Annotated in this window: 25 protein-coding genes; 14 read left to right on the plus strand and 11 right to left on the minus strand. The window is 72.3% G+C overall.

Translation table 11 applies throughout. From position 1 onward, the window contains the following. Positions 1–90: 90 nt before the first annotated feature. The 7 genes from gabT to IAG42_RS09365 all read left to right on the plus strand — a co-directional run bounded on the left by gabT (position 91) and on the right by IAG42_RS09365 (position 7,051). Positions 91–1,425 carry a 4-aminobutyrate--2-oxoglutarate transaminase gene (gene gabT, locus IAG42_RS09335; RefSeq protein WP_188336564.1) on the plus strand — a complete coding sequence of 445 codons (1,335 nt, stop codon included), beginning with the start codon at positions 91–93 and terminating at the stop codon, positions 1,423–1,425. A 439-nt stretch (positions 1,426–1,864) separates the two neighbouring features. Then, complete coding sequence (locus tag IAG42_RS09340) at positions 1,865–2,422, plus strand: phosphatase PAP2 family protein (protein WP_317453307.1); 558 nt, start codon at positions 1,865–1,867, stop codon at positions 2,420–2,422. 125 nt (positions 2,423–2,547) lie between these two features. Further along, entirely contained in the window at positions 2,548–3,819 is a 1,272-nt protein-coding gene (locus IAG42_RS09345; protein WP_188336566.1) for a flavin-containing monooxygenase, read from the plus strand. 10 nt (positions 3,820–3,829) lie between these two features. Next, the gene (locus tag IAG42_RS09350) at positions 3,830–4,288 is read left to right on the plus strand and encodes a RidA family protein (RefSeq protein WP_188336567.1); all 459 of its coding nucleotides are present in this window, start codon (positions 3,830–3,832) and stop codon (positions 4,286–4,288) included. Continuing rightward, positions 4,285–4,959, plus strand: coding sequence for a DUF1028 domain-containing protein (locus IAG42_RS09355; protein ID WP_188336568.1), 675 nt, complete (start codon positions 4,285–4,287; stop codon positions 4,957–4,959). The genes IAG42_RS09350 and IAG42_RS09355 overlap by 4 nt, the downstream gene beginning before the upstream one ends. Next, positions 4,959–6,128: a M20 family metallopeptidase gene (locus tag IAG42_RS09360; RefSeq protein WP_188336569.1), complete on the plus strand. Its 1,170-nt coding sequence runs from the start codon at positions 4,959–4,961 to the stop codon at positions 6,126–6,128. Before IAG42_RS09355 ends, IAG42_RS09360 begins: the two co-directional genes overlap by 1 nt. Continuing rightward, on the plus strand, positions 6,125–7,051 hold the full coding sequence (locus tag IAG42_RS09365; RefSeq protein WP_188336570.1) for a LysR family transcriptional regulator: 927 nt from the start codon (positions 6,125–6,127) through the stop codon (positions 7,049–7,051). The genes IAG42_RS09360 and IAG42_RS09365 overlap by 4 nt, the downstream gene beginning before the upstream one ends. Before the next feature lie 19 nt (positions 7,052–7,070). Here IAG42_RS09365 and IAG42_RS09370 read toward each other — a convergent pair whose 3' ends face one another. Next, positions 7,071–7,688 (minus strand): TetR/AcrR family transcriptional regulator, encoded by a 618-nt coding sequence (locus IAG42_RS09370; protein WP_223205917.1) that lies wholly within the window; start codon positions 7,686–7,688, stop codon positions 7,071–7,073. Between the two features lie 252 nt (positions 7,689–7,940). Between IAG42_RS09370 and IAG42_RS09375 the strand changes: the two genes are divergently transcribed. The 3 genes from IAG42_RS09375 (at position 7,941) to IAG42_RS09385 (ending at position 12,485) form a co-directional block, all read left to right on the plus strand. Beyond that, positions 7,941–9,416, plus strand: a complete 1,476-nt coding sequence (locus IAG42_RS09375; RefSeq protein ID WP_188336571.1) for an aldehyde dehydrogenase family protein — start codon at positions 7,941–7,943, stop codon at positions 9,414–9,416. Positions 9,417–9,492: 76 nt separating this feature from the next. Next, positions 9,493–10,860, plus strand: coding sequence for an aminotransferase family protein (locus IAG42_RS09380; RefSeq protein ID WP_188336572.1), 1,368 nt, complete (start codon positions 9,493–9,495; stop codon positions 10,858–10,860). A 134-nt stretch (positions 10,861–10,994) separates the two neighbouring features. Then, positions 10,995–12,485: an APC family permease gene (locus tag IAG42_RS09385; RefSeq protein WP_223205918.1), complete on the plus strand. Its 1,491-nt coding sequence runs from the start codon at positions 10,995–10,997 to the stop codon at positions 12,483–12,485. Between the two features lie 22 nt (positions 12,486–12,507). Here IAG42_RS09385 and IAG42_RS38330 read toward each other — a convergent pair whose 3' ends face one another. Beyond that, on the minus strand, positions 12,508–12,639 hold the full coding sequence (locus tag IAG42_RS38330; RefSeq protein WP_262928308.1) for a hypothetical protein: 132 nt from the start codon (positions 12,637–12,639) through the stop codon (positions 12,508–12,510). A 1,235-nt stretch (positions 12,640–13,874) separates the two neighbouring features. On the opposite strand from IAG42_RS38330, the gene IAG42_RS09390 reads away from it, so the two are divergent. Further along, on the plus strand, positions 13,875–14,243 hold the full coding sequence (locus tag IAG42_RS09390) for a DUF4440 domain-containing protein (RefSeq protein ID WP_188336573.1): 369 nt from the start codon (positions 13,875–13,877) through the stop codon (positions 14,241–14,243). A 16-nt stretch (positions 14,244–14,259) separates the two neighbouring features. Here the strand turns inward: IAG42_RS09390 and IAG42_RS09395 are convergent, their stop codons facing one another. From IAG42_RS09395 to IAG42_RS09420, 6 genes are read right to left on the minus strand one after another with little or no spacing between them, the layout of a single operon-like run. After that, a complete protein-coding gene (locus IAG42_RS09395) occupies positions 14,260–15,687 on the minus strand; it encodes an NAD(P)/FAD-dependent oxidoreductase (RefSeq protein ID WP_188336574.1) in 1,428 nt (475 codons plus the stop codon). Positions 15,688–15,725: 38 nt separating this feature from the next. Continuing rightward, positions 15,726–16,514, minus strand: coding sequence for an ABC transporter permease (locus IAG42_RS09400; protein ID WP_188336575.1), 789 nt, complete (start codon positions 16,512–16,514; stop codon positions 15,726–15,728). Then, the gene (locus IAG42_RS09405; protein WP_188336576.1) at positions 16,514–17,446 is read right to left on the minus strand and encodes an ABC transporter permease; all 933 of its coding nucleotides are present in this window, start codon (positions 17,444–17,446) and stop codon (positions 16,514–16,516) included. The genes IAG42_RS09400 and IAG42_RS09405 overlap by 1 nt, the downstream gene beginning before the upstream one ends. After that, positions 17,443–18,600 carry an ABC transporter ATP-binding protein gene (locus tag IAG42_RS09410; RefSeq protein WP_188336577.1) on the minus strand — a complete coding sequence of 386 codons (1,158 nt, stop codon included), beginning with the start codon at positions 18,598–18,600 and terminating at the stop codon, positions 17,443–17,445. The genes IAG42_RS09405 and IAG42_RS09410 overlap by 4 nt, the downstream gene beginning before the upstream one ends. A gap of 55 nt (positions 18,601–18,655) precedes the next feature. Continuing rightward, positions 18,656–19,909, minus strand: coding sequence for an ABC transporter substrate-binding protein (locus IAG42_RS09415; RefSeq protein ID WP_188336578.1), 1,254 nt, complete (start codon positions 19,907–19,909; stop codon positions 18,656–18,658). A gap of 50 nt (positions 19,910–19,959) precedes the next feature. Further along, complete coding sequence (locus IAG42_RS09420) at positions 19,960–21,519, minus strand: gamma-aminobutyraldehyde dehydrogenase (RefSeq protein ID WP_188336579.1); 1,560 nt, start codon at positions 21,517–21,519, stop codon at positions 19,960–19,962. 217 nt (positions 21,520–21,736) lie between these two features. Between IAG42_RS09420 and IAG42_RS09425 the strand changes: the two genes are divergently transcribed. After that, positions 21,737–22,315: an NADAR family protein gene (locus IAG42_RS09425; protein ID WP_188336580.1), complete on the plus strand. Its 579-nt coding sequence runs from the start codon at positions 21,737–21,739 to the stop codon at positions 22,313–22,315. Positions 22,316–22,355: 40 nt separating this feature from the next. Here IAG42_RS09425 and IAG42_RS09430 read toward each other — a convergent pair whose 3' ends face one another. Then, the gene (locus tag IAG42_RS09430; protein WP_188336581.1) at positions 22,356–22,955 is read right to left on the minus strand and encodes a DUF4190 domain-containing protein; all 600 of its coding nucleotides are present in this window, start codon (positions 22,953–22,955) and stop codon (positions 22,356–22,358) included. A 191-nt stretch (positions 22,956–23,146) separates the two neighbouring features. Between IAG42_RS09430 and IAG42_RS09435 the strand changes: the two genes are divergently transcribed. Together IAG42_RS09435 and IAG42_RS09440 are read left to right on the plus strand one after the other, a co-directional pair. After that, the gene (locus IAG42_RS09435) at positions 23,147–24,211 is read left to right on the plus strand and encodes an adenosine deaminase (RefSeq protein ID WP_188341274.1); all 1,065 of its coding nucleotides are present in this window, start codon (positions 23,147–23,149) and stop codon (positions 24,209–24,211) included. Between the two features lie 98 nt (positions 24,212–24,309). Next, positions 24,310–24,984: a glycerophosphodiester phosphodiesterase gene (locus IAG42_RS09440; RefSeq protein ID WP_188336582.1), complete on the plus strand. Its 675-nt coding sequence runs from the start codon at positions 24,310–24,312 to the stop codon at positions 24,982–24,984. Between the two features lie 179 nt (positions 24,985–25,163). On the opposite strand, the gene IAG42_RS09445 is transcribed toward IAG42_RS09440, so the two are convergent. Together IAG42_RS09445 and IAG42_RS09450 are read right to left on the minus strand one after the other, a co-directional pair. Then, positions 25,164–25,709, minus strand: a complete 546-nt coding sequence (locus IAG42_RS09445; RefSeq protein ID WP_188336583.1) for an HXXEE domain-containing protein — start codon at positions 25,707–25,709, stop codon at positions 25,164–25,166. A 32-nt stretch (positions 25,710–25,741) separates the two neighbouring features. After that, positions 25,742–26,947 carry a polyamine ABC transporter substrate-binding protein gene (locus IAG42_RS09450; protein WP_188336584.1) on the minus strand — a complete coding sequence of 402 codons (1,206 nt, stop codon included), beginning with the start codon at positions 26,945–26,947 and terminating at the stop codon, positions 25,742–25,744. Positions 26,948–26,962: the final 15 nt, after the last annotated feature.

Consider the following 26,962-nt stretch of genomic DNA (forward strand, 5'->3'; position numbering starts at 1 on the left):
CTAACCTGCGAAGGAACCCCCGAAGAAACCGGCGAAACCGGACCCATGCGGATCCCGGCCCAGCCGCCCCACCTGAACCAGGAGCCCCGCATGAGCGACATCCCGCAGGAGCGCCGCGTCGTCACCGCCATCCCCGGCCCGAAGTCGCAGGAGCTGCAGCAGCGCCGCGTCGCCGCGGTCGCCGCGGGCGTGGGCTCCACGCTGCCGGTCTTCACCGCCCGCGTGGACCGCGGCATCATCGAGGACGTCGACGGCAACCGTCTGATCGACTTCGGTTCCGGCATCGCCGTGACCTCGGTCGGCGCCTCCGCCGAGGCCGTGGTCCGCCGCGCCTCCGCGCAGCTCCAGGACTTCACCCACACCTGTTTCATGGTCACGCCGTACGAGGGCTACGTGGCCGTCGCCGAGGCGCTGGCCGAGCTCACGCCGGGTGACCACGCGAAGAAGTCGGCCCTGTTCAACTCGGGCGCCGAGGCCGTCGAGAACGCCGTCAAGATCGCCCGCGCGTACACCAAGCGCACCGCGGTCGTCGTCTTCGACCACGGCTACCACGGCCGTACCAACCTCACCATGGGCATGACGGCGAAGAACATGCCGTACAAGCACGGCTTCGGCCCGTTCGCCCCCGAGGTCTACCGCGTCCCGGTCGCCTACGGCTACCGCTGGCCGACCGGCGCCGAGAACGCCGGCCCGGAGGCCGCCGCCCAGGCGATCGACACCATCACCAAGCAGGTCGGCGCCGAGAACGTCGCCGCGATCGTCATCGAGCCGGTCCTCGGCGAGGGCGGCTTCATCGAGCCGGCCAAGGGCTTCCTGCCGGAGATCGTGAAGTTCGCCAACGACAACGGCATCGTCTTCGTCGCGGACGAGATCCAGTCCGGCTTCTGCCGCACCGGCCAGTGGTTCGCCTGTGAGGACGAGGGCATCGTCCCCGACCTGATCACGACCGCCAAGGGCATCGCGGGCGGTCTGCCGCTCGCCGCCGTGACGGGCCGCGCCGAGATCATGGACGCCGCGCACGCGGGCGGCCTCGGCGGCACCTACGGCGGCAACCCGGTGGCCTGCGCCGGTGCGCTCGGCGCCATCGAGACGATGAAGGAGCTCGACCTCAACGCCAAGGCGAAGGAGATCGAGGCCACGATGAAGGCCCGCCTGACGGCGATGCAGGAGAAGTTCGCCGTCATCGGCGACATCCGCGGCCGCGGCGCGATGATCGCCATCGAGCTCGTGAAGGACCCGGCCACCAAGGAGCCGCACCCGGAGGCCGCCGCCGCGCTCGCCAAGGCCTGCCACGCGGAGGGCGTCCTCGTCCTCACCTGCGGCACCTACGGCAACGTGCTGCGTTTCCTGCCGCCGCTCGTCATCGGCCAGGACCTGCTCAACGAGGGTCTCGACGTCATCGAGAACGCCTTCGCGGCGCTCTGATCACCCCTTTCGCACGGCCCGGCCGCTGCCGCCGGCACGGATGACCGTTCCGTGACCTGCGGTAACGGTCGGGCCGTGTGAAGAAGGTGTGGGGGGCCGATGGCAGGTTGGCCAACCGTCTGTCGTCCCCCCACCCCCTGACGTACGGTTTCTGCAGATGAGAGAAACACCTCGCCCACGGGGGACTGTGGGTGATGCCGGGTCGGAGCCTCCCCAGCCCCGCCCTGGTCGTGCCCTCGCGCACACCCCCGGAGCCTCCGGCTCCGGAACTCCTCACCGATCGGACGGTCGCCCGCCCCAAACCCCCCGGGGCGCGCGGCACGCCGGTCAGTTCGGCCGGCCCGGAACCACCCCCCCTGTTCCGGGCCGGCCGACCATTTTTCTCCCCCTTCTGCGGCCCGCTCTCTGGGCCCTCCTCTTCGCCGCGCTCACCTGGCAGGTGGCGGCCTCCGGCCCGCTCCTCGGACCCGACGAGCGCCTCGGCGATGCGCTGCGCACCACGTCCGCGATCCCTTCCGGACCCGCCGAGTTCTTCGCCGACCTGGGCAATCTCCCGGTCGCCCTGCCGGTCCTCGCGGCGGCCCTCGCGTTCGTCACCTGGCGCGCCCGCAGTTGGCGTCCCGCCGCGATCGCCGTCCCTGCCATGGCTCTGGTCCCGGCCCTCGTCGCCCCGCTCCAGTCCCTGATCGCCCGCCCCGGCCCTCCGCCGATGGCCCCCGGGACCGGCTTCTACCCCTCGGGCCACGCGGCGACGGCGGCGGTCGCGTACGGCCTGTGCGCGCTCCTCCTGCGCCCTCACCTCTCCGCACGCCCGCGCCGCGCGCTCCTCGCCGCCTGCGCCGCGCTGAACCTCGCGGTGGGCCTCGGCCTGGTCCGTCAGGGCTATCACTGGCCCCTCGACGTCCTCGGCAGCTGGCTGCTCTCGCTCGCGCTGCTCGACGTCTGCGCGTGGGCGTGGACGCGCGTCCGGGTACGGGCCCAGGCCAGTCACCTCTGATTTTCCGATAGCTCAGCGCGGAAACATCTGTTCGACAGAAGCCGAGGGGGAGCCCACGATGGCTGTGCGGCAGCTCGGGGCGTCAGCGCGACACCGGGAGGCGCTGCCGCCGGAGGGAGGCTGACATGTCGAGTGAAGCGACCGAAGTGGTCGTCGTCGGGGCCGGACAGGCCGGGGTGGCCATGAGCGAGCACCTGGGGGCCCACGGCATCCCGCACCTGGTGCTCGAACGGGACCGGATCGCGGAGCGGTGGCGCACCGGGCGGTGGGACTCCCTCGTCGCCAACGGACCCGCGTGGCACGACCGGTTTCCGGGGATGGAGTTCGCGGACGTCGAGCCCGGTGCGTTCGCCGGCAAGGACCAGGTCGCGGAGTACTTCGCCGCGTACGCCGAGAAGATCGGCGCGCCCGTGCGCTGCGGCGTCGAGGTGACCTCGGTGCGGCAGCACGCCGGGCGGCCCGGGTTCCGGGTCGAGACGTCCGCGGGGAGCATCGACGCGCGCTACGTCGTGGCCGCCACCGGCCCGTTCCAGCGGCCGGTGTTCCCGCCGATCGTGCCGGACGACGCCGTCCCCGTGCAGATCCACTCGAACGCGTACCGCAATCCCGGGCAGCTGCCCGAGGGCGCGGTCCTCGTGGTCGGCGCCGGGTCGTCCGGGGTGCAGATCGCCGACGAGCTGCGCCGGTCCGGGCGCCGCGTCTTCCTGTCCGTCGGTCCGCACGACCGTCCGCCGCGCTCGTACCGCGGCCGCGACTTCTGCTGGTGGCTCGGGGTGCTCGGGCTGTGGGACGCGGAGACGCCGCCGCAGGGGGCCGAGCACGTGACCATCGCGGTCAGCGGCGCGCGGGGCGGCCACACCGTGGACTTCCGCACGCTCGCCGCCGACGGGATCGAGCTCCTCGGCATGACCCAGGCGTACGAGGACGGCGTGCTGAGCATCGCCCCGGACCTCGCCGGGAACATCGCCGCCGGCGACGAGAAGTACCTCGCGCTGCTGCGCGCCGCCGACGCGTACGTGGAGCGCAACGGTCTGGACCTGCCCGAGGAGCCCGGAGCGCACGTCCTCGGCCCGGAACCGGCCTGCGTGACCGAGCCCCGGGACCGGCTCGACCTGGCCGAGGCCGGGGTCACCTCGATCGTGTGGGCCACCGGGTACACCGCCGACTACGGCTGGCTCCAGGTCGACGCGTTCGACGAGAAGGGCCGGCCCGCGCAGCGGCGCGGCGTGTCCGCCGAGCCCGGCGTGTACTTCCTGGGCCTGCCCTGGCTCTCGCGCCGCGGCTCCAGCTTCATCTGGGGCGTCTGGCACGACGCCCGGCACGTCGCCGATCACATCGCGATCCAGCGCGGCTACCTCGCCCACGACGCCACAGCATCCGTAACCCACCAGGACTGAGGAGCAGTTGATGACCTCCAGCAGCCACGCCGCGCCGATCGTCGCCGGCGGACACACCCGCGTCCGCCCGTTCAACACCCGTGACACCTATCCCGAGCAGAGCCTCGACAACGACCTGTGCCAGGCGGTCGTCGCCGGGAACACCGTGTACGTGCGCGGGCAGATCGGCCAGAACCTCGACACCAGCGAGTCCGTGGGCATCGGCGACGCCGAGGCCCAGGCCGAGCAGGCCATGGCCAACATCAAGATGCTGCTCGAAGAGTCCGGTGCCCGCATGGAGCACCTGGTCAAGCTGACGATCTACCTCGTCGACCCGCGCTACCGCGAGGCCGTGTACCGGACGGTGGGCCGCTGGACCAAGGGCGTCCACCCCATCTCCACGGGCCTGGTCGTCTCCGCGCTCGCCCGGCCGGAGTGGCTGTGCGAGATCGACGCGATCGCCGTGATCCCGGGTGGTGAGGGCGCGTGACGTTCTCCCTGGTGGTGCGTGACGGCGGGCGCTTCGGCATCGCGGTCAGCTCGTCGAGCCCCGCGGTCGCCGCGCGCGTCGCCCATCTGCGGCCGGGCGTCGGCGCGGCCGCGTCGCAGAACGTCACCGACCCCACGCTGGGCCCCGACCTCCTCGACGAACTCGCGGAGCACGGCGACCCGGAGCGCGCCCTGGAGGCGGTCACCGGGCACCCGCGCAACGAGAAGAGCATCCAGTACCGGCAGTTGACGGTCCTCGGCCGCACCGGCCCCGGCTTCGCCTTCAGCGGTGAGTGGACCCTCGGCACGTACGCGACGGCGACCATGGACGGCGCGGTGGCCGCGGGCAACATGCTCTCCGGGACACATGTCCCCGGCGTCATGCTGGACGCCTTCGCCGCCGCCGCGGGCGAGCTCGAGGAGCGTCTGGTCGTCGCGATGCGCGCCGCGCTCGACGCCGGAGGCGAGGAGGGGCCCGTGCACTCCGCCGGGCTCGCGGTCGTCGCCGACGCCGGCTGGCGGGTCACCGACCTGCGCGTGGACTGGGCCGAGGACCCGGTCGACCGGCTCGCCGAGCTGGTGGACGTCTGGCTTCCGCAGCGCGACGACTACGTGCGGCGCGGTCTCGACCCGGAGTCGGCTCCGTCGTACGGCGTGCCGGGGGACCTGTGATGCGGCGGCTCAAGGAGGCGTCCCGGGCGGTCGTCGCGGAGCACGCGGACGCGCTGATCGCCCTGTCGGAGCGGCTGCACGCCGACCCGGAGACGGCGTGGGAGGAGCACCGGGCGGCGGCCGCCGTGCCCGCGCTCCTGGAGCGCGCCGGCTTCGACGTGACCGCGTCCTACCTGGGGCTCGACACCGCGTTCCACGCCCGGTTCGGCAGCGGCCCGGTGCGGATCGCGCTGTGCGCGGAGTACGACGCGCTGCCCGGCCTGGGCCACGCGTGCGGGCACAACCTCATCGCCGGGAGCGCGGTGGGCGCCGCCCTGGGCCTGGCCGCCGTCGCCGACGAGGCGGGGCTCACCGTCGAGGTGTACGGGACCCCGGCCGAGGAGGGCGGCGGCGGCAAGATCGAGCTGCTCGACCGGGGCGCCTTCCAGGACGTGGACCTCGCGATGATGGTCCACCCGGCGCCCGTCGACGTGGCCGAGGCCCGGCCCTTCGCGGTCAGTCACTCGAAGATCGCGTACACGGGGAAGTCGGCGCACGCCGCGGCCTACCCCGAGGCGGGGGTCAACGCGGCCGACGCGTTCACCGTCGCCCAGGTCGCGATCGGACTGCTGCGCCAGCAACTCCCGCCGTCGGCCCGGGTGCACGGCGTCGTCACGCACGCCGGTGACGCGCCGAACGCCATCCCGGAGCGGGCCACGGGCCGCTGGTACGTACGGGCCGAGACGCTCGCCGAGCTCGCGGAGCTCGAACCGCGCGTGATGCGGGCGTTCGAGGCCGGCGCGCTCGCGACCGGCTGCGAGCTGAGCGTCGAGGCGGAGAGCAAGCCGTACGCGGAGTTCCGCGCGGACGAGGGCGCGCTGGCCCAGTACCGGGCGAACGCGGTGGCGCTGGGCCGGGAGTTCGCCCCGCCCGGTCAGGCGGCGCGCATGAACCGCGCGTCGACCGACATGGGCAACGTGTCGCTGGTGGTGCCCGCGATCCATCCGTACATCGGCATCGGCTCGCTGCCCGCGACCAACCACCAGCGGGAGTTCGCCGCGCACTGCGTCGGCGGCCTCGCCGAACGGGCGCTGCTCGACGGCGCTATGGCCCTGGCGTGGACGGGCATCGACCGGGCCGCGGGTAGGGTCGCCACGGAAACGGGACACGGGCGCAAGGGTCGGTCATGACATCACCGGTGGGGTTCACCCTCGTTCAGCTGCGCTACTTCCTCGTGGCGGCGGAGCGGGGGTCGATGTCGGAGGCGTCGGCGGAGCTCCACATCGCCCAGTCCGCGGTCTCCGCGGCGATCCACAACCTGGAGAACGACCTGTCGGCGCAGCTGTTCATCCGGCGCCGGGGCAAGGGCCTGACCCTGACCCCGGCCGGGGAGCGGCTGCAGCACCAGGCCCGCGAACTCCTCGCCCGCGCACGGGAGATGGAGCGGGAGGCCCGGGGCGAGGGGGACGCGCTCACCGGCCCGGTGACGGTCGGCTGCTTCGTGACGCTGGCCCCGCACTACGTGCCCCGCCTGTTCACCGAGTGCACCCGGCGCCATCCGGGCATCGAGGTGAACGTGGTGGAGGGCGAGACCGACCAGCTCGTCGAGGCGCTGAAGGCGGGCCGGGTCGACTTCGCGCTCGCCTACGGCCTGGGCCTGGCGACCGAGCCGGAGCTGCACGGCGAGACCGTCGCGCGGGCCCCCGCGTACGCGGTCGTCGCGGCGGACCACCCGCTGGCCGGGCGGGGCCCGGTGCAGTTGGCGGAGCTGGCCGCGGAGCCCCTGGTGCTGCTCGACCTGCCGCACAGCCGCGACTACTTCCGCTCGCTGCTCGCCGCGGCCGGCGTCTCCCCCGACGTGCGCTACCGCACCCAGAGCTACGAGACGGTCCGCTCGCTGGTCGCCCGCGGGCTCGGCTTCTCGCTGCTCAACCAGCGGCTGCCGATCACCCAGACCTACGGCGGCGGCGAGGTCGCCGAGCTGGAGCTGCGCGATCCGGGGCCGCCGCTCGACGTCCGGATCGCGTCGGTGAAGGGCGTGACGCAGACGGCCCGGGCCCGCGCGGTGCGGGACGTGCTGCGGGACATCGCGCGCGGCGCCGGCGCGGCCTGAACCGGCGTTCAAAGACGGCTCAGAGCGCGGCGCAGCCCGTGATCGCCCGTGCGTGGGCCAGGATCAGCGCGCGGGCGCTCTCGGGCCGCACCGCCGCGTTGTGGCTGATGATGTGCAGTCCGTACCCGTCCTCCATCGCGACGAGCCCGTGGGCGAGGTCGCGGGCGCTCGCGCCGAGGGTGAACGCGCCGGTGGCGGCGCCGACTTCGAGCGCCGTGGTGTAGAGCGCGACCTCGCGGGCGTAGAGCGAGGTCATGAGTTCGGCGTGGCCGGGGCTGCGGCCGGCGCGCCGGTGCAGCTCGTAGAGGAGTCCGTGCACGGCGTTCTCCGTGCTGTCCGGCAGGCCGCTGGCGACCAGCGCCCGCAGGCGGGCCACGGCGTCGCCGGCCGGGGCGTCCTCGTAGGCCTGCTGGCGTGAGGCCAGGAAGCTCTCCACGGCGCCGCGGTGCACCTCGAGGACGAGGTCGTCGAGCTCGGGGTAGTAGTACAGCACCGAGCCCTGCGAGACGCCCGCCTCGTCGGCGATGTCCTTGATCCGCAGGCCCTCGAGTCCGCGCTGCGCGATGGCCCGTCCCGCCGCGGTGACGAGTGCCTCTCTGCGTGCCGTCTGGTTCCTCGGCCTGCCCACTTTCCCCATGGCGGGGATTCTCTGCCACTCGGACCAATTTCTGCAAGAAGAGTCCGCCGGGAGCATTGACGGGCGCCTCGGCAATTGTTTGAATCTCAGCTCAAAGAACGATGCGACCTGTCGAGCACAGCCCGATGCGCACAGATCCCGGGGGTCCCCCGCGGAGCCGGGCCCCTGTCTCACCTGTCCTCAGCTCTCCTCAGCTCACTTCTCCTCTCTCTTCTCCTCACCTCGCCTCACCTCGTAAGCGAAGGCCACACCATGACGACGTACTCGCACTGGCGGCAGCGCGCCGCCGAGCTCGTGCCGCGCACGCGCCTGTTCATCGACGGAGCCTGGAGCGACCCCACGGGTGACACCGGGTACGTCCCGACCGTGAACCCGGCGACCGGCAAGACCGTCGCCGAGGTCGCCGCCGCCTCCGCGGCGGACGTGGACCGGGCGGTGGCCGCGGCGCGGACCTCGTTCGAGGACGGCCGCTGGTCGCGCACCGCTCCGGCGGAGCGCCGGCGCGTCCTGCTCGCCCTGTCCCGGCTGATCGAGGAGAACGCCGAGGAGCTCGCCCTGTGCGACACCCTCGACATGGGCAAGCCGATCGCCGAGTCGTACGGCACGGACGTGCCCGGCGCCGCCGGTGTCCTCGCCTGGTACGCCGAGGCCGTCGACAAGCTCTACGACGAGGTCGCCCCGGCGCCGCCCGGGAACCTGGCGCTGGTCCGCCGGGCCCCGCTCGGCGTGGTCGGCGCGGTCGTGCCGTGGAACTTCCCGCTGGACATCGCGGTCTGGAAGCTGGCGCCCGCCCTGGCCGCCGGCAACAGCGTGGTCCTCAAGCCCGCCGAGCAGTCGCCCCTGTCGGCCCTGCGCCTGGCCGAGCTGGCCGCCGAGGCGGGACTGCCCGACGGCGTGCTCAACGTGGTGCCGGGCCCCGGCGAGGTGACCGGCCGCGCGCTCGGGCTGCACCCGGACGTGGACACCCTCGTCTTCACCGGCTCCACGGCCGTCGCCAAGCGCTTCCTCGGCTACGCGGCCGAGTCGAACATGAAGCAGGTCTGGCCGGAGGCCGGCGGCAAGAGCCCGAACGTCGTCTTCGCGGACGCCGACCTCGCGGCCGCCGCCGAGCGCGCCGCCTGGGGCTTCCTCTACAACACCGGGCAGGTCTGCTCCGCCAACACCCGCCTGCTGGTGGAGGCCTCGGTCGCCGAGGAGTTCACCGCCAGGGTGGCCGAGCACGCGCGCGGCTGGCTGCCCGGCGACCCCCTGGACCCGGCCACCCGGCTCGGACCGCTCGTCGACGAGGCGCAGGCCGAACGGATCGTCGCGGCGGTCGCGGCCTCGGGCGGCACCGTCGTGTGCGGCGGCACCCGCCCCGACCGCGAGGGCGCCTACGTCGACCCGACGGTCGTCACCGGCCTCGCCGCGGACGCCCCGCTGGTCCGTGACGAGCTGTTCGGCCCCGTCCTCACCGTGCTGCCGTTCCACGACGAGGCCGAGGCGGTCCGCCTCGCCAACGACTCCGTGTACGGGCTCGCGGCCAGCGTGTGGACCCGCGACCTCGCCCGCGCGCACCGCGTCTCCGACGCCCTCACCGCCGGCACCGTCTCGGTGAACACCGTGGACGCGCTCAGCCCGTTCACCCCGTTCGGCGGCTTCAAGCAGTCCGGCCACGGACGAGACCTCTCGCTGCACTCCTTCGACAAGTACACCGGCCGGAAGACCACCTGGATCGCCTACGGCTGACCGGCGCACCGCCGCCCGGCCGACGCCCCGACCACTCTCCAGCCACGCCCACGAGCAACAAGGGAGCACCACCGCCATGACCCACGACGCAGCCGAACTCGCCCGCCTCGACCGGGCGCACATCATCCACCCGTACCTGCCGGGCAGCGCGACCGAGCGCGTCGTCATGACCGAGGGCTCCGGCTGCCGGCTGACCGACTCCGAGGGCCGCGGCTACCTCGACGCGACCGGCGGCCTGTGGCTCGCCCAGGTCGGTCACGGCCGCGAGGACCTGGCGGACGTCGCCCACGAGCAGATGAAGAAGCTGGAGTACTTCACCAGCTTCTGGGAGTTCTCCAACGACCGCGCCATCGCGCTCGCCGCCCGCCTCGCCGGGATCGCGCCCGACCCGCTCAACCACGTGTACTTCACGTCGGGCGGCTCCGAGGGCAACGAGGCGGCCATCAAGATGGCCCGCTACTACCACCACCGGCGCGGCGACACCGACCGCACCTGGATCCTCGCGCGCAGCAAGGCGTACCACGGCATCGGCTACGGCGGCGGCTCCGCGACCGGCTTCCCGCTGTACCACGAGGGCTTCGCCCCGATGATGCCGCACGTCAGCCACCTCACCCCGCCGTGGCCCTACCGCTCGGACCTGTACGGCGGCGAGGCCTCCACGCCGGAGCAGGTCACGGACTTCCTGATCCGCGAACTGGAGGAGCGGATCGCGGAGATCGGCCCCGACAAGATCGCGGCCATGATCGGCGAGCCCATCATGGGCGTCGGCGGCATGCTCGTGCCGCCGGCCGACTACTGGCCGCGGGTGCGCGAGGTCCTGGACCGGCACGGCATCCTGCTGATCTTCGACGAGGTCGTCACGGCGTACGGGCGCGTGGGCCAGTGGTTCGCCGCCCAGCACTTCGGTGTCACGCCCGACATCATCGTCACCGCCAAGGGCATCACCTCCGGCTACGTGCCGCTGGGCGCCCTGCTCGTCGCGGACCGGGTCGCCGAGGTGCTGCTGCGCGACCACGGCTTCCCGATGGGCTACACGTACAACGGCCACCCGGTCGCCACGGCGGTCGCCCTCGCGAACCTGGACATCATCGAGAAGGAGGGCCTGCTGGGCCGCGCCACCAGCATGGGCGCCTTCCTGCACGCCGAACTCCAGGCGCAGCTGGGCGATCTGCCGATCGTCGGCGAGATCCGCTCCGTCGGCATGATGCTCGCCGTCGAGCTGGTCGAGGACCGCGAGACGCGCGTGCCACTGCCGCTCGACCCGGCCAACATGCCGCACGACGTGATCCGCCGCGAGACCGGTGTCATCGTCCGCGACTCCGCGCACAGCCTGGTGCTGTCGCCGCCGCTGATCATGACCGAGGCCGAGGCCAAGGAGGCGGCGTCCGCGCTGCGCGGCGTGCTGGAGCGCACCGCGCCCACGGGCGAGATCCGCGGGGCCTGACCCCCGCCCGGGAGGCCCGGTCCCGCCGGGCCTCCCCGTCCCCGCCTCACCCGACACGGATCCCACCCCGTCGCCGCGGCCCTCCGCCGCCCCCGCAGTCCCGCAGTCCCCTCTACCCCGCCAAGGAACTGCCCGTGTCCTCCAACCTCTCCCCCGCCGCCCCGCACGCAGCCGACGAGGCGCCGGACGCCCCGCCCGGGCTGCGGCGCAGCCTCAAGCGCTTCGACATCACCGCCATGGCCATCGCCGCGGTCATCTCCTTCGACACCGTCGGGCAGATCGCCACCGGCGGCGGCGAGGCGGTCACCTGGACCGCGGCGCTCGCCCTGTTCTTCCTGATCCCCTACGCCCTGCTGTTCGCCGAGACCGGCGCCGCGTTCCCGCAGGAGGGCGGCCCGTACGTCTGGGTGAAGCTGGCGCTGGGCCGCCCGGCGGCCGCCCTCACCACCCTCTTCTACTGGGTCACCAACCCGATCTGGCTGGGCGGTTCACTGGTCTTCCTCGCCGCCGAGACGTGGGACGGGTTCGTCTTCCACCTCGGCTCGGGCACCGTCGCCGACTACGTCTTCAAGCTGCTGTTCGTGTGGGCCGCGATCCTCACCGCCGTCGTGTCGCTGAGCCGCGGCAAGTGGATCACCACCGTCGGCGCCCTCGTGAAGGTGCTGTCCCTCGGCCTGTTCACGCTCACCGCCACGCTCTACGGCATCGAGCACGGCTTCCACGGACTGACCGAGGCCCACTTCAGCCCGACCGCGGCCGGCTTCCTGGCCCTCGTGCCGATCCTGCTGTTCGCGTACGTCGGCTTCGAGGCGCCCAACGCCGCCGGTGAGGAGATGCACGACCCGCAGAAGGACGTGCCCGCCGCGCTCGGCCGCTCCGCCACCGTCGCGGCCGCCTGCTACCTGCTGCCCGTGCTCGCGCTGCTCGCCGTCGTCCCCGTCAAGCAGGTCACCGGCATCGGCGGCTTCATGGAGGGCGCGCGGCTCGTCTTCGACGTCTACGGACCGGCCGCCGGGCCCCTGTTGACGGCCACCGCCGTGATGTTCGTCTTCGCCCTCCTGACGCAGGGCAGCGCCTGGATGATCGTCAGCGACCGCATGCAGGCGATGGCGGCGGCCGACGGAGGCTTCTTCACCCGCAAGCTCGGCGCCTTCCACCCGAAGCTGGGCACGCCGGTCCGCACCAACCTGCTCTCCGGTGCGGTGGCCACGCTGTTCATGCTCACCGCGATGCAGCTCGCCGACGGGGACGCCGGCGCCGTCTTCGCCGTGGTGCTCACCGTCGCGGTCACGACACTGCTGCTGTCGTACCTCGTCGTCGTGCCCGCCCTCGTCCTGCTCCGGCTGCGCCGGCCCGAGGTCGAACGGCCCTACCGGGTGCCGTTCGGCGACCGGGGCTTCCTCGCCTGCGCCGGCCTCGTGTACGCGTGGATCCTCGTCGGCTCCTGGTCGGCGCTGTTCCCCGGCGTACTCGAAGGCGTCTTCGGCATCGAGTACGACTTCATGGACGCGTGGGGCGTCTCCCGGCTCTCCTTCGAGTCGTTCACGCTGGGCACGGTGGCCTTGCTCCTGGTCGTGGGCACGATCGGGGTACGCGTGGCGCGCCGCGAATCGGCGCCCGCGTAGCGCCGCCCCGGCCGCCCCGGGTTCAGCCCAGGGTGGCGCCCCGGCACCGGATGCCCGCTTCCGACGGGTCTCCGGTGCCGGGGCCGCCGCGCTGGGCGCCGAACGCCGCCGCCCGCGCCTCGCGGCTGACCGCGCCCCACTGGTGGACCCGCACCACACTCCGACTCCACACAGCCCCACGCCCCTGTCGGGGCACGCCCACCTGGGCCATCTCCTCCCGGCCCGCCCCAGCCCAGCCTCACCTCAGCCCAGCCTGTCCTCGCCTCAGCCCAGCCCTGCCTCGGCCCGGCCCTTTCACCTTGGCCCGGCCCAGCCTCACCTTTGGCCCTCCCCCTTCTCCCACCCGCCCGCCCCCTCCGGGGGCCGTCGGCCCGGCACCCCGCCTCGGGCAACACCCCAGCCGGGGGACGCGTCCCAGTCACCTCGCGCCCAGCACCGAGCAAGCGCCCGAACCGCCGCGGCATCGGAGCATGACTCCAGGCTCTGGCAGCCATCCGACCGCCCCCCGCCTGGGCCGGCACAGGTGCGCGACCGGGTCGACCGGTTACGGCGCCCCGCCGTAGGAGCCAGGCATCATCGCCGACGACCGCGCCGTCGGGGCTGGTCGCGCAGTTCCCCGCGCCCCTTTCGGGGCGCATCTGCCCCGGCGCCGAAATCAGCGCCGCCCAGCCTTGGTCCAGCGCCGCACCCGGCGCCGAGGCACGCGATTCAGTCGGCACCGGCTACAGCACTGTCGCCGCAGGAGCCAATGATTGCCGCGCAGCGCAGAAATCAGCGCCGCCCCGCCTTGGTCCAGCCCCGTGCCGGGCGACGCCCCCGGAGGGGGCGGGTGGGTGGGAGGAGGCCTGGGCCAGAGGCACGGAGGTACGGGTAGTGCGGGTACGGGCAGCAAATCGGCGCCCGTGCGCACACCAGTCGGCCTCGGTTTCAGCGCCGTCGGCTCTGGGGCCCAGGGTCTTCGCCGAGTGCCGCGCCATCGCGGCTGATTGCGCCCCACGGCGGAGCCGCACATCGATACAACCCCGCCCGCGGCGCCCATGGGGTGGGCGCGCCCGGCGCCGGGACGCCCCCGGAGGGGGCGGGTGGGTGGGAGGAGGGCCCGGACCTATGGCGGGAGTGGGCCGGGGCCGGGGGCCGCTCAGGGCAAGGCTGGGCGGCAGGCGCCGGCCGGCGTGCGTGGGAGGGCAGGCAGGACCAATGGGCGGACCGGGCCCGGCCTGCGTACCGCTCGATCCAGGCACAGCGGCCCGACGCCGGCCGGAAGACCAGGCGAGCCGTTCGACCGCCGGCCCGTTCGCCGAGTCCGTCATGGCGGGTCCTCCCCGTTGCTGCGACGCGTTCCGTTCACGCCGCGGACCTGGTCCCGGGGCCGCCCGTTACAGTGCGGCCATGACGGACGACCAGCAGCAGATCCAGGCGGCGATCGACGGCGAACTGCGCCTGCTCGCACCGGCGGTGCGCCGGGACGACGCGCAGTCGGGGGCGTTCCTCGACCCGGAGTTCTTCGAGTTCGGTGCGTCCGGGCGGCGTTGGGACGTGGAGTCGATGCGGGAGCTGATGGCCTCGACCCCGGTCGAGCCCGAACACCCGGTGGAGGTCACGGAGATGGCGGGCGTCCTGCTCGCACCGGGGCTCGTGCATCTGACGTACCGGACGGACGAAGGGGACCGCCGCGTGCGGCGCAGCTCGGTGTGGCGCCGCCACCCGGAGGCCGGGTGGCGGCTGTACTTCCATCAGGGGACGCCTACGAAGGAGTAGGCAGAAAAGGGAGGCGTCAGCTGTCGAAGCCGAGGCCGACGGAGTCCATCGCCTTCAGCCACAGGTTGCGCCGGCCGCCGTTGTCGTCGGCGCGGGCCAGCGACCACTTGGTGAGCGCGATGCCGGTGTAGGCGAACGGCTCGGGCGGGAACGGGAGCGGCTTCTTGCGGACCATCTCGAGTTCGGTGCGCTCGGTGCGCTCGCCCGCGAGAAGGTCGAGCATGACGTCCGCGCCGAAGCGGGTGGCGCCGACGCCGAGCCCGGTGTACCCGGCGGCGTAGGAGACCCGCCCTCCGTGGGCCGTGCCGAAGAACGCGGAGAACCGCGAGCAGGTGTCGATCGCGCCGCCCCACGCGTGGGAGAAGCGCAGGCCCTCCAGCTGCGGGAAGCAGGTGAAGAAGTGGTCCGCGAGCTTGGCGTAGGTCTCGGGCCGGTGGTCGTGCTCGGCGCGCACCTTCCCGCCGTACGGGTAGATCGCGTCGTAGCCGCCCCACAGGATCCGGTTGTCGGCGGAGAGCCGGAAGTAGTGGAACTGGTTGGCGCTGTCGCCGAGGCCCTGGCGGTTCTTCCAGCCGATGGAGTCGAGCTGCTCCGCGCTGAGCGGCTCGGTCATCAGCGCGTAGTCGTAGACCGGGACGGTGTACGAGCGGACGCGCTTGACGAGGGACGGGAAGACGTTGGTGCCGAGGGCGGCGTGCCGGGCGAAGATCCGGCCGTACGGGGTGCGGACGGCGAGGCCCGCCCCGTTGGAGGCCAGCTGGGTCGCGGGCGTGTTCTCGTAGATCCGTACGCCGAGGTCGAGGCAGGCCTGCTTGAGGCCCCAGGCCAGCTTGGCGGGGTGGAGCATGGCGACGCCGCGCCGGTCGTGCAGCGCGCCGAGGAAGGTCGGCGAGTCGACCTGCTCGCGGGTCTGGTCGGCATCGAGCATCTCGAGGCCGTCGGCGAGACCGGCCTCCTGGAGTTCGGTGTGGAACTCGCGCAGTTCGGCGACCTGGTGCGGCTGGGTCGCCACGTCGAGTTCGCCGGTGCGTTCGAAGTCGCAGTCGATGGAGTAGCGGGCGACCGCCGCCTCGATGGCGTCGAGGTTGGCGGCGCCCAGCTCCTCCAGCTTGTGGATCTCGTCGGGCCAGCGGGCGAGCCCGTTGGCCGTGCCGTGGGTGAGGGAGGCGGCGCAGAAGCCGCCGTTGCGCCCGGAGGCGGCCCAGCCGATCTCGCGGCCCTCGACGAGGACGACGTCCCGGCCGGGGTCGCGCTCCTTGGCGAGGAGCGCGGTCCACAGGCCGCTGTAGCCTCCGCCGACGACGAGCAGGTCGCACCGCTCGTCACCGGTCAGCGCCGGCAGCGCCGCGGGGCGCCCCGGGTCGTCCAGCCAGTACGCGACGGGCTGGGCGTCCGCGAGGGCGGCGGTCCAGCGGTTCTGACGATTCATGGCGCCAGCGGCCATGATTCCAACTCCCTCAGGAATGAGCAGTCCCCTGGAACTCAGGCGACCTTGTTCTTTCGCTTGCCGGCGAACATGCCGACAAGGACGCACAGTACGGCGACCAGGAACATGGCCGTACCGATGACATTGATCTGAACGGGTGTGCCGCGCTGCGCCGAGCCCCACACGAACATGGGGAAGGTGACCGTGGATCCCGCGTTGAAGTTCGTGATGATGAAGTCGTCGAAGGAGAGCGCGAAGGCGAGCAGCGCGCCCGCCGCGATGCCCGGTGCCGCGATCGGCAGGGTGACGCGGAGGAAGGTCTGGACGGGGCCGGCGTAGAGGTCCTGCGCGGCCTGTTCCAGTCGGGGGTCCATCGACATGACGCGCGCCTTGACGGCGGTCACCACGAAGCTGAGGCAGAACATGATGTGGGCGATCAGAATGGTCCAGAAGCCCAGCTGGGCGCCCATGTTGAGGAACAGGGTGAGCAGCGAGGCCGCCATGACGACCTCGGGCATCGCCATGGGCAGGAAGATCAGCGAGTTGATCGCGCCGCGCGCCCGGAAGCGGTAGCGGACGAGCGCGAAGGCGATCATCGTGCCGAGCACGGTCGCGCCGATCGTCGCCCACAGGGCGATCTGGAGGCTGAGCGAGAGCGAGCCGCACATGTCGGCGACGCCGCAGGGGTTCTTCCAGGCGTCGAGGCTGAACTCCTGCCACTCGTAGTTGAAGCGGCCCTTCGGTTTGTTGAAGGAGAAGGCCGTGACGACGACGTTCGGCAGGAGGAGATAGGCGAGGGTGATCAGACCCGCGATCACCACGAGGTTCTTCCGCAGCCAGCGCATCAGACGAGGTCCTCCGTTCCGGCCCGCCGGATGTAGAAGGTGACCATCACGAGAATGGCCGCCATGAGGATGAAGGAGAGGGCCGCCGCGGTCGGATAGTCGAGGATGCGCAGGAACTGCGTCTGGATGACGTTGCCGACCATGCGAGTGTCCGTGGAGCCGAGGAGGTCCGCGTTCACGTAGTCGCCGGCGGCCGGGATGAAGGTGAGCAGGGTGCCGGAGACGACGCCGGGCATCGACAGCGGGAAGGTCACCTTGCGGAAGGTGGTGGCGGGCGAGGCGTAGAGGTCGCCCGCGGCCTCGTGCAGCCGGCCGTCGATCCGCTCCAGGGAGGTGTAGAGCGGCAGGATCATGAACGGCAGGAAGTTGTAGGTGAGGCCGCAGACCACGGCGAGCGGGGTGGCGAGGACGCGGTCGCCCTCGGTCATCCCGAGCCAGGTCGTCACGTCGAGGACGTGCAGGGTGTTGAGCGCGCCGACGACCGGTCCGCCGTCCGCGAGGATCGTCTTCCAGGCGAGCGTGCGGATCAGGAAGCTGGTGAAGAACGGGGCGATCACCAGGACCAGGACGACGTTGCGCCAGCGGCCCGCGCGGAACGCGATGAGGTAGGCGAGCGGGTAGCCGAGCAGCAGGCACAGGATCGTGGCGCAGCCGGCGTACAGGACGGAGCGCAGGAACTGCGGGTAGTAGTCGGCGAGCGCGTCCCAGTAGGTGGCGAAGTGCCAGGTGACCTTGAAGCCGTCCTCGAGGGAGCCCTGCTGCACCGAGGTGGAGGCCTGGTAGACCATCGGCAGGGCGAAGAAGACGATCAGCCAGAGGATGCCGGGCAGCAGCAGCCAGTACGGGACGAGGCGGCCGCGCTTGCGGATCTTGCGGGGCGGTTCCTCCGCCGGGGCGGGCGCCAGTGGCGGCGCTTCGGTGACAGTGCTCATGCGGCCGTGTCCTCCGAGACCTTCTCCACGCCCGCTTCGGCGTCCTGGTCCGCGTCGAGGCCGAACGTGTGCGCGGGGTTCCAGTGCAGGACGACCTCGGCGCCGGGCGTGAGGCGGCCGTCGCGCTCGATGTTCTGGGCGTAGACCTCGAACGAGTCGCTGAGCGGGGTGTCGATGACGTACTGCGTGGAGACGCCGATGAAGCTGCTGTCGGCGATGGTGCCGGTGATGCGGTTGCGGTCCTCGGGGATCGTGCCCGCGTCGTCGGCGTGGGTGAGGGAGATCTTCTCGGGGCGTACGCCGACGAGGACCTTGCCGCCCGCTCCGGTGTCCGCGCTGCAGCGCTCGGCCGGCAGCGAGAGCTTGCCGTCGCCCGCGCGCAGGGTGAGCTCGTCGCCCGCCCGGCCGGCGATCTCGGCCTCGATGAAGTTCGAGGTGCCGAGGAAGTTCGCGACGAAGGTGGAGCGCGGGTTCTCGTACAGGTCGGTGGGGGCACCGAGCTGTTCGACGACGCCCGCGTTCATCACGGCGACGGTGTCGGCCATGGTCATGGCCTCCTCCTGGTCGTGCGTGACGTGGATGAAGGTGATGCCGACCTCGGTCTGGATGCGCTTGAGCTCCAGCTGCATCTGGCGGCGCAGCTTGAGGTCGAGGGCGCCGAGGGGCTCGTCGAGGAGCAGCACCTTGGGGTGGTTGATGAGCGCGCGGGCGACCGCGACGCGCTGCTGCTGGCCGCCGGAGAGCTGGTGCGGCTTCTTGCGGGCGTGCTCGCCGAGCTGGACCAGGTCGAGCATCTCGTCGACCTGCTTCTTGACCGACTTGATGCCGCGCCGGCGCAGGCCGAAGGCGATGTTCTCGAAGATGTCGAGGTGCGGGAAGAGCGCGTACGACTGGAAGACGGTGTTCACGGGCCGCTTGTAGGGCGGCAGCGAGGTGACGTCCTGGTCGCCGAGGAGGACGGTGCCGGTGGTCGGCTCCTCCAGGCCCGCGATCATGCGCAGGGTGGTGGTCTTGCCGCAGCCGGAGGCGCCGAGGAGGGCGAAGAAGGAGCCCTGGGGCACGGTGAGGTCGAGCGGACGGACGGCGGTGAAGCCGTTGTCGTACGTCTTGCTGATCCCGGTGAGACGGACGTCGCCGCCGTGGTCGGTCGTCATGGTGAGTCCAAGGATTCGTCGGGGACGGGGGCGGGGCGGGTGGCGGAGGGCCGGTTCAGCCGCCGGTGAGCTGGGCGAACTTCTCCTCGAACGCGGTCTCTTCCTTGGCCGTCAGGGAGCGGAAGCCGTGTCCCTTGGACTGCATGGCCTTGTCGGGAACGATCAGCGGGTCGTTCGCGACGTCCTTGTCGATCTTGGCGAGCTCGGGCCGGACGATGCTGGTGTCCAGCGGGCTCACGTAGTTGATCCACGCGGCGAGCTGCGCGCCGACGGCCGGCTCGTAGTAGTAGTCGATGAGCCGCTCGGCGTTCGTCTTGTGCCGCGCCTTGTTGGGGATCAGCATGCTGTCGGTCGCGGTGATGTAACCGGCGTCCGGGATGGCGAACTTGACGTGCGGGTTGTCCGCCTGGAGCTGCACGACGTCACCGGCCCAGGCCAGACAGGCCGCGAGGTCGCCCTTGCTGAGGTCGGCGATGTAGTCGTTGCCGGTGAAGCGGCGCACCTGCCCGCGGTCGACGGCCTTCTGGAGGCGGGCGATCGCCGCGTCGAAGTCGTCGGCCTTGAAGTCGCGGGGGTCCTTGCCCATGTCGAGCAGGGTCATGCCGACGCTGTCGCGCATCTCGGACAGCAGGCCGACCTTGCCCTTGAGCTTGGGGTCCTCGAGCAGCTCGGTGACCGAGGTGATGTCCTTGCCGCCGGTCGCCTTCGTGTTGTAGGCGATGACGGTGGAGACGCCCTGCCAGGGGTACGAGTAGGCGTGCCCGGGGTCCCAGTCGGGGTTGCGGAACTGGGGCGCCAGGTTGGTGTACGCGTGCGGCAGGTTGGACGGGTCGAGCTTCTGCACCCAGCCGTAGCGCACGAGCCGGGAGGCGATCCAGTCGGTGAGGACGATCAGGTCGCGGCCGGTGTCCTGGCCGGCCGCGAGCTGCGGCTTGATCTTGCCGAAGAACTCGACGTTGTCGTTGATGTCCTCGGTGTACTTGACCTGGATCCCGGTGCGTTTGGTGAACGCCTCCAGCGACGGGCGGTGCTTCTCGTCGTCGCTCATGTCGATGTACTCGGTCCAGTTGGAGAAGTTGATGACCTTCTCCTTGGCCGAGTGGTCCTCGGACGTGGTGGCGCCCTGGGACTTGCTCGCGGCGGGAATGCCGCAGCCGGTGAGCGCCCCGAGGCCGCCGACGGCGAAGGCGCCGCCCGCGGAGGCGCGCAGCAGCGAACGGCGGGTCATGGCGGCCCTGCCGTTCCTGAAGCTGCGCCGCATGGCGGCCAGTTGGGCCGGGGAAAGGCGGTCGGGCTCGTACTGCTCCATGCGCGTGGTGCCCTTTCGGGATGGTGGCCGCGGGTCGGGCGGCCGGGCTGCTATCGGTCCCCGAAGATCGTGCGGTGCCAGTCCTTCCTGACGACCGCGGTGTTGTCGAACATGACGTGCTTGATCTGCGTGTACTCCTCGAAGGAGTAGGCAGACATGTCCTTGCCGAAGCCGGACGCCTTGTAGCCGCCGTGCGGCATCTCGCTGAGGATCGGGATGTGGTCGTTGACCCACACGCAGCCCGCCTTGATCTCGCGCGTGGCGCGGTTCGCGCGGTACACGTTCGTGGACCAGGCGGAGGCGGCGAGCCCGTAGGGGGTGTCGTTGGCGAGCCGGATGCCCTCCTCGTCGGAGTCGAAGGGCAGCACGACCAGGACGGGGCCGAAGATCTCGGACTGGACGATCTCGCTGTCCTGTGCCGCGTCGGCCACGAGGGTGGGCCGGTAGTAGGCGCCGTCCGCGAGGGCGCCGCCGGGGGCCTCGCCGCCGGTCACCACGCGCGCGTAGGAGCGGGCGCGGTCGACGAATCCGGCGACGCGGTCGCGCTGGGCGTGCGAGATGAGCGGGCCGAGGTCGGTGCCGTCGGCGAACGGGTCGCCGAGCCGGACGCTCGCCATCACGTCGGCGACGCCGGCGACGAAGGCCTCGTAGAGGGGGCGCTGCACGTACGCGCGCGTGGCGGCGGTGCAGTCCTGGCCGGTGTTGATGAGGGCGCCCGCGACGGCTCCGTGCACGGCGGCGTCCAGGTCGGCGTCGTCGAACACCACGAAGGGCGCCTTGCCGCCGAGCTCCAGGTGGAGGCGCTTGACGGTGGCGGTGGCGATCTCGGCGACGCGCTTGCCGACACCGGTGGAGCCGGTGAAGGAGGTCATGGCGACGTCCGGGTGCCCGACGAGGTGCTCGCCGGCGTCCCGGCCGGCGCCGGTGATCACGTTGACGACGCCCTCGGGGATGCCGGCCTCGGTCGCGGTCTGCGCGAAGAGCAGCGAGGTGAGCGGGGTCAGCTCGGCGGGCTTGAGGACGATCGTGTTCCCGGCGGCGATGGCGGGAAGCACCTTCCAGGCGGCCATCTGGAGCGGGTAGTTCCAGGGGGCGATGGAGCCGACGACACCGATCGGCTCGCGCCGTACGTACGAGGTGTGGTCGCCGCTGTACTCGCCGGCGGACTGGCCCTGGAGGTGGCGGGCGGCGCCCGCGAAGAACGCGGTGTTGTCGACGGTGCCGGGCACGTCGAACTCGCGGCTGAGCTTGAGGGGCTTGCCGCACTGCAGCGACTCCAGGCGGGCGAACTCCTCGGCGCGCTCGGCGAGGGCCCCGGCGAAGGCGTGCATCGCGTCGGACCGCTCGCCCGGGGTGGCGCCGGCCCAGCCGGGGAAGGCGTCGCGGGCGGCGGCGACGGCGGCGTCCACGTCGTCCGTACCGGCCAGCTCGTACGTGAAGACGTCGGTGCCGGTGGCGGGGTCGACGACCGCGTGGGTGCGGCCGGAGGTGCCCTGGGTCAGCCGTCCGCCGACGAAGTTCGCTCCTTCGGCGAAGCGTTCCTGCGCGGCGGCCGCCACGGACTTGGCCGACGGGCGGTCGGGGAGGTTGGCCGAGGTGGGGTTGTGCATGAGTGCTCGCTCTCGCTTTCCTCGCCGGGCACCCGTTCCCACAGGCCCCTGCGTGGCTCCAGCTCGATTTGAGTGCCGATCCTGACAGAGGGTCGACACCTCAACAAGTGATTCCGTTGTTGCCTTTTGGTTACGCGACGGAATCTGTCGACCAGGTGTCGAGTGCACCTGGAAAACCCAGGACGGTGTGTCAGTGGTGCGTGTCAGACTCGCGTGCATGAACGAAACGGGGGCCGCGAGCATGATCGACAGCAGGGAATCACTGGTCAGCGCCCTGGCGGCGGGGACGCGCGTGAAGTGGCTGCATTTCTGGGGGCACACCCCGCGGCCGGACGGCAGACTGGGCGCGAGCTGCCTGAGTCAGTGGTGGCCGTCGCCGTTCACGGTCGACGGCGTGGAGTACGCGACGGCGGAGCACTGGATGATGGCCGGCAAGGCCCGGCTGTTCGGGGATCCGGAGGCGGAGCGCAGAGCCGTCGAGGCCGCTCACCCGGCGCAGGCGAAGAAGGCGGGGCGCCTGGTGAAGGGCTTCGACGAGAAGGTCTGGGAGCGCGAGCGCTTCGGGATCGTCCTCGCGGGCAGCCTGCACAAGTTCGGCTCGGACCCGGCGCTGCGCGACTTCCTGGTGCGCACCGGTGAGCGGGTCCTGGTCGAGGCCAGCCCCGTGGACCGTGTCTGGGGCATCGGCCTCGCGGCGGACGACCCGGCGGCCGAGGACCCGGAGCGCTGGCGCGGGCCGAACCTGCTGGGGTTCGCGCTGATGGCGGCGCGGCGGGAGCTGGCCGCGGCGTCCTGACCTCACCGGGCGGCGCCCGGCCGCCCGGTGACCCGACCCGTCAGTGCGTCTGGTCGAGGATCACGAGCAGGGTGATGACGCCGACGCCCATGAGCAGGCCGAAGGCGCCGCAGATGATGCCCGCGAGCGCCTGCCCGCCGTTCGTGGCCTCGCCGCGGCGCGCCTTGCTCCGGCCGATGAAGCCGAAGACGACGCCGAGGATCCCGGTGATGATCGAGACCGGCCAGAACAGGCAGAGCACCGCGGAGACGATGCCGGTGACCATGCTCGTGACGCCGAGCCCGTTGCTCGGCTGCACCGGCATCCCGCCGGCCCAGCCGTACGGGGCCTGCTGCGGGGCGGGCGCCGCCGGGTGGCCGTAGGCCGCGGAGGGCAGGCCCGGGCCCGCGGGCGACACCGGCGGGGGCGGCACGGCGCCCTGCTGCGGGTACTGCGGATGCTGCGGGGCGGGTGTCGCGTACGGGGACGGGGCCTGCGGTGACGGCGGGTGCGGGGTGCCGCTCGCGGCGGGCATGGCCGTCACCGTCTGGCTGTCGTGGATGCCGCGCCCGCCGGCCGGGCTCTGCGGGGCCGGTGCCGGGACCGCGTCCTGCGGCTTCGCCCAGGGGTCGCTTCCCTGCGGTGTGGTGCCGCCTGCCATGGGACGCGCCCCCTTCGTTGCGTACGTACGTCGTGCTCGGTGCCGCCGTCCGGCCATGCTACGTGCCAGGCACCGGGGCACGGACGGGGGCACTCCGGACAGGACCCGGGCCCCCGCGGACCGCCCCGGCGCGCTCCGGCCGACCCGCGCCCGCGCCGCCCGCATACGATGCCGGGGACCCCGATCAGCCGATCACCCGAGTTCCTGGGGAGGAATCCGTGAGCCAGCGCCTGCAGACCTTCATCGCCGGACTGCCCAAAGCAGAACTGCACGTCCATCATGTGGGCTCCGCCTCCCCCAGGATCGTCTCCGCGCTCGCGGCCCGGCACCCCGACTCGAAGGTGCCGACCGACCCCGAGGCGCTGGCCGACTTCTTCACGTTCACGGACTTCGCGCACTTCATCGACGTCTACCTGTCGGTCGTCGACCTGATCCGCACCCCCGAGGACGTCCGGCTGCTCACGTACGAGGTCGCGCGCGACATGGCGCGGCAGAACGTGCGCTACGCGGAGCTGACCATCACCCCCTACTCGTCGACCCGGCGCGGCATCGACGAGAAGGCGTTCATGGACGCCATCGAGGACGCCCGCAAGGCGGCCGAGGCGGAGTTCGGCACGGTGCTGCGCTGGTGCTTCGACATTCCCGGCGAGGCCGGCCTGGTCTCCGCCGAGGAGACGGCGCGGCTGGCGACGGACGACAAGCTGCGCCCCGAGGGCCTGGTGTCGTTCGGGCTCGGCGGCCCCGAGGTCGGGGTGCCGCGGCCGCAGTTCAAGCCGTACTTCGACCGGGCGATCGCGGCCGGGCTGCGCTCGGTGCCGCACGCCGGCGAGACGACCGGGCCCGAGACGGTCTGGGACGCGCTGCGCGACCTGCGGGCCGAGCGCATCGGGCACGGCACGTCCTCGGCGCAGGACCCGAAGCTCCTCGCGCACCTCGCCGAGCACGGCATCCCGCTGGAGGTGTGCCCGACGTCGAACATCGCGACGCGCGCCGTACGCACCCTGGAGGAGCACCCGCTGAAGGCGTTCGTGGACGCGGGCGTCACGGTGACGATCAACTCGGACGACCCGCCGATGTTCTCGACGGACCTGAACACGGAGTACGCGGTCGCGGCGCGGCTGCTCGGGCTCGACGAGCAGGGCCTGGCCGACCTGGCGAAGAACGCGGTCCGCGCCTCCTTCCTCGACGACGCCGGCAAGACGCGGATCGACGCGGAGATCGACGCGTACACGCGGACCTGGCTCGCGGACGCCTGACCCGGGCGCCTGACGCACGCAGGTCTGACGCGCAGGTCTGACGCGCGCGGGCCCGGCACGACAGGGCACGGCGGTCACCGGGCACCACAATGGTGCCCATGCGCACCGTGACTGCCGTCGCCCATCGAGGCGACCCCTACCGCGTCCGTGAGAACACCCTCCCGTCCCTGCGCTCGGCGCTGGAGCGGGGGGCGGACGTGGTGGAGGTCGACGTCCGGCTGACCCGCGACGGCGTCCCGGTCCTGCTGCACGACTCCACGCTCGAACGGCTCTGGAAGCACGACCGCCCCCTGTCCGCCCTCTCCTGCGACGAGGTGCGGGGCCTCACGGAGGGCGGCGTCCCCACCCTCGCCGAGGCGCTGGCCGCGACCGGTGACGCCCGCCTCATGATCGACCTGCCCGGCGCGGACACGCGGGCCGTCCGGGCGATCGTGGGGCTGATCGGCGAGTGCGGCGCCGCCGAACGCGTCTACTACTGCGCCGGCGCCGAGACCATGCTCAAGGTGCGGGCCGCCGATCCGTCCGCCGAGATCGCCCTGACCTGGACGACGCTGGCCCCGCCCCGCCCGGCGCTCGTCGAGGCGGTCCGCCCGCACTGGCTCAACTACCGCTTCTCGCTGCTGACCCGCGACCTCGTGGCCCGCGTCCACCACGACGGGCTGCTGGTGTCGGCGTGGACGCCGGACACGCGGCGCTCGATGCGGAAGCTGCTGGCCGCGGGCGTCGACTCCATCACGACGAACCGCGTCGACGTCCTGGCCGACCTCCGCTGAGGCCGGATCCGGTTCGTCGCCGGGTGCGGGCCGGTGGGGGCTGGTCGCGCCCCGCGGCGCAGCCGCTGATGTCACGGCCCCGCGCCTCATCAGGGAAATGCGACCCGAAGGGTCTGCATTTCAGGGGCGGGGGAACTGCGCGACCGGCCACGACGAGACCCGCACCCGGCGACGAACGGTCAGCCCCGAGCTCTGACGACCCGCCGCGCCACCCCGTGCGACACCACGGTCGCCGCCCCGGCCCACGCGAGCCCGGCGACGGCATCCCACCCCCGGCCCGCGCGCAGCACACCCGCCCGCTTCAACCGCCCCCGCGCCCACACGGCGAACGGCACGACGAGCGTCGGCGAGGTGGCGACCCCCGGCGTGTACCCCCGCACGGCGAGCGCCTGCCCCATGTGCACGAGCCCGTGCAGGCCGAACCCGTTGAGCATCGCCTGATAGGCGGCGCTCCGTCCGCCGCTGGCCCACCCCGCGACGGCCCCCGCCCCCACGATCCCGGCCATGACCCCGACGGCGACCCCGAACTCCCGCTCGTCGACGCCCTCCACCGCCCGCCACACCCCGTCCGGCACCCCGGGCCACCGCTCCCGCAGCACGGGCACGTTCTCCCGCACCCACCGCGGCCCGGCGACGAGCTCCTCGGTGTCGTGCAGGGCCCAGGCGGCGAAGAGCCCCAGGGTGACAGCGGCGGACACCTTTTCATCGATCGATGAATTCCCCATGCGGGGAAGGGTACTTGGGGCCGCCGGCGGTCTCACAACCCGGCGATCGCGTTCCACCGCTTCGCGAACTCCGTGCGCTCCGTGGACTTGATGTCCCGGGCGATCGCGAGACGCGACCGCATCCGGTCGTCCGGGAAGATCAGCGGGTCCTCGGCGAGTTCGGCGGTCTCCTTGTCCTTCGAGGAGGCCAGGACGTGCTGGGCCGCCGGCACGGGGCACACGTAGTTGACCCAGGCGGCGAGTTCGGCGGCGACCTCGGGCTCGTAGTAGTAGTCGACGAGTCGTTCGGCGGTGGCCTTGTGCTCGGCGAGGTTGGGGATCATCAGGGACTCCGCCCAGAGTTCGGCGCCCTCCTCGGGGACGACGAACTCGATGTCCGGGTCGTCGGCCTGGAGCTGGATGACGTCGCCGCTGTAGGCCTGGCAGGCGAGGACGTCGCCGCTGGAGAGGTCCTTGATGTAGTCGTTGCCAGTGAAGCGGCGGATGTGTTTCGACGCGACGAGCTTCTCGACCTGGTCGCAGGTGCGGTGGAAGTCGTCGGCGGTCCAGCGGGTGATGTCGACGCCGTTGCCCTGCATGAGGAGCGCGAAGGACTCGTCGAGGCCGGACAGCAGGGTGACGCGGCCCTTGAGGTCGGGGGCCCAGAGGTCGGAGACGTGCCGGATCTCGCGGCCGAGGCGGCGCTTGTTGTACGCGATGCCGGTGATGCCGGACTGCCACGGCACCGTCGACCTGCGGCCGGGGTCGAAGGCCGGGTCGCGCAGCAGCGGGTCGAGGTACTTGGTGACGTTGGGCTGGCGCGAGCGGTCCATCTCCTGCACCCAGCCCAGCCGGACGAACCGGGAGCACATCCAGTCGGAGATGACGATGAGGTCGCGTCCGGTGCTCTGGTGGTTCATGAGGGACGGGCTGATCTTGCCGAAGAACTCGTCGTTGTCGTTGATCTCCTCGGTGTACCGGACCTGGATGCCGGTCCGCCGCTCGAACGCGTCCAGCGTCGGCCGCTTCGCCGGATCGTCGTCGTCGACGTCGATGTAGAGCGGCCAGTTCGCCCAGGTGAGCCGCTTGTCGTCGGCCGAGCGGTCGCGGTCGGCGGCGCGGTCGCCGGGCGCGACGTAGGCGGCGGGCACCCCGCAGCCGGAGGCCAGGGCACCGACGGCCGCGGCGGCGGCACCACCGCCCAGGGCGCGCAGCAGGGAACGGCGGTCGAGGCGGGGGGTGTTGTGGTTGGCTCGCACCCACGAAGCATGCAG

Origin of the sequence: Streptomyces xanthii (genome assembly GCF_014621695.1) — a bacterium.
In the GTDB taxonomy this organism is placed as follows: domain Bacteria; phylum Actinomycetota; class Actinomycetes; order Streptomycetales; family Streptomycetaceae; genus Streptomyces; species Streptomyces xanthii.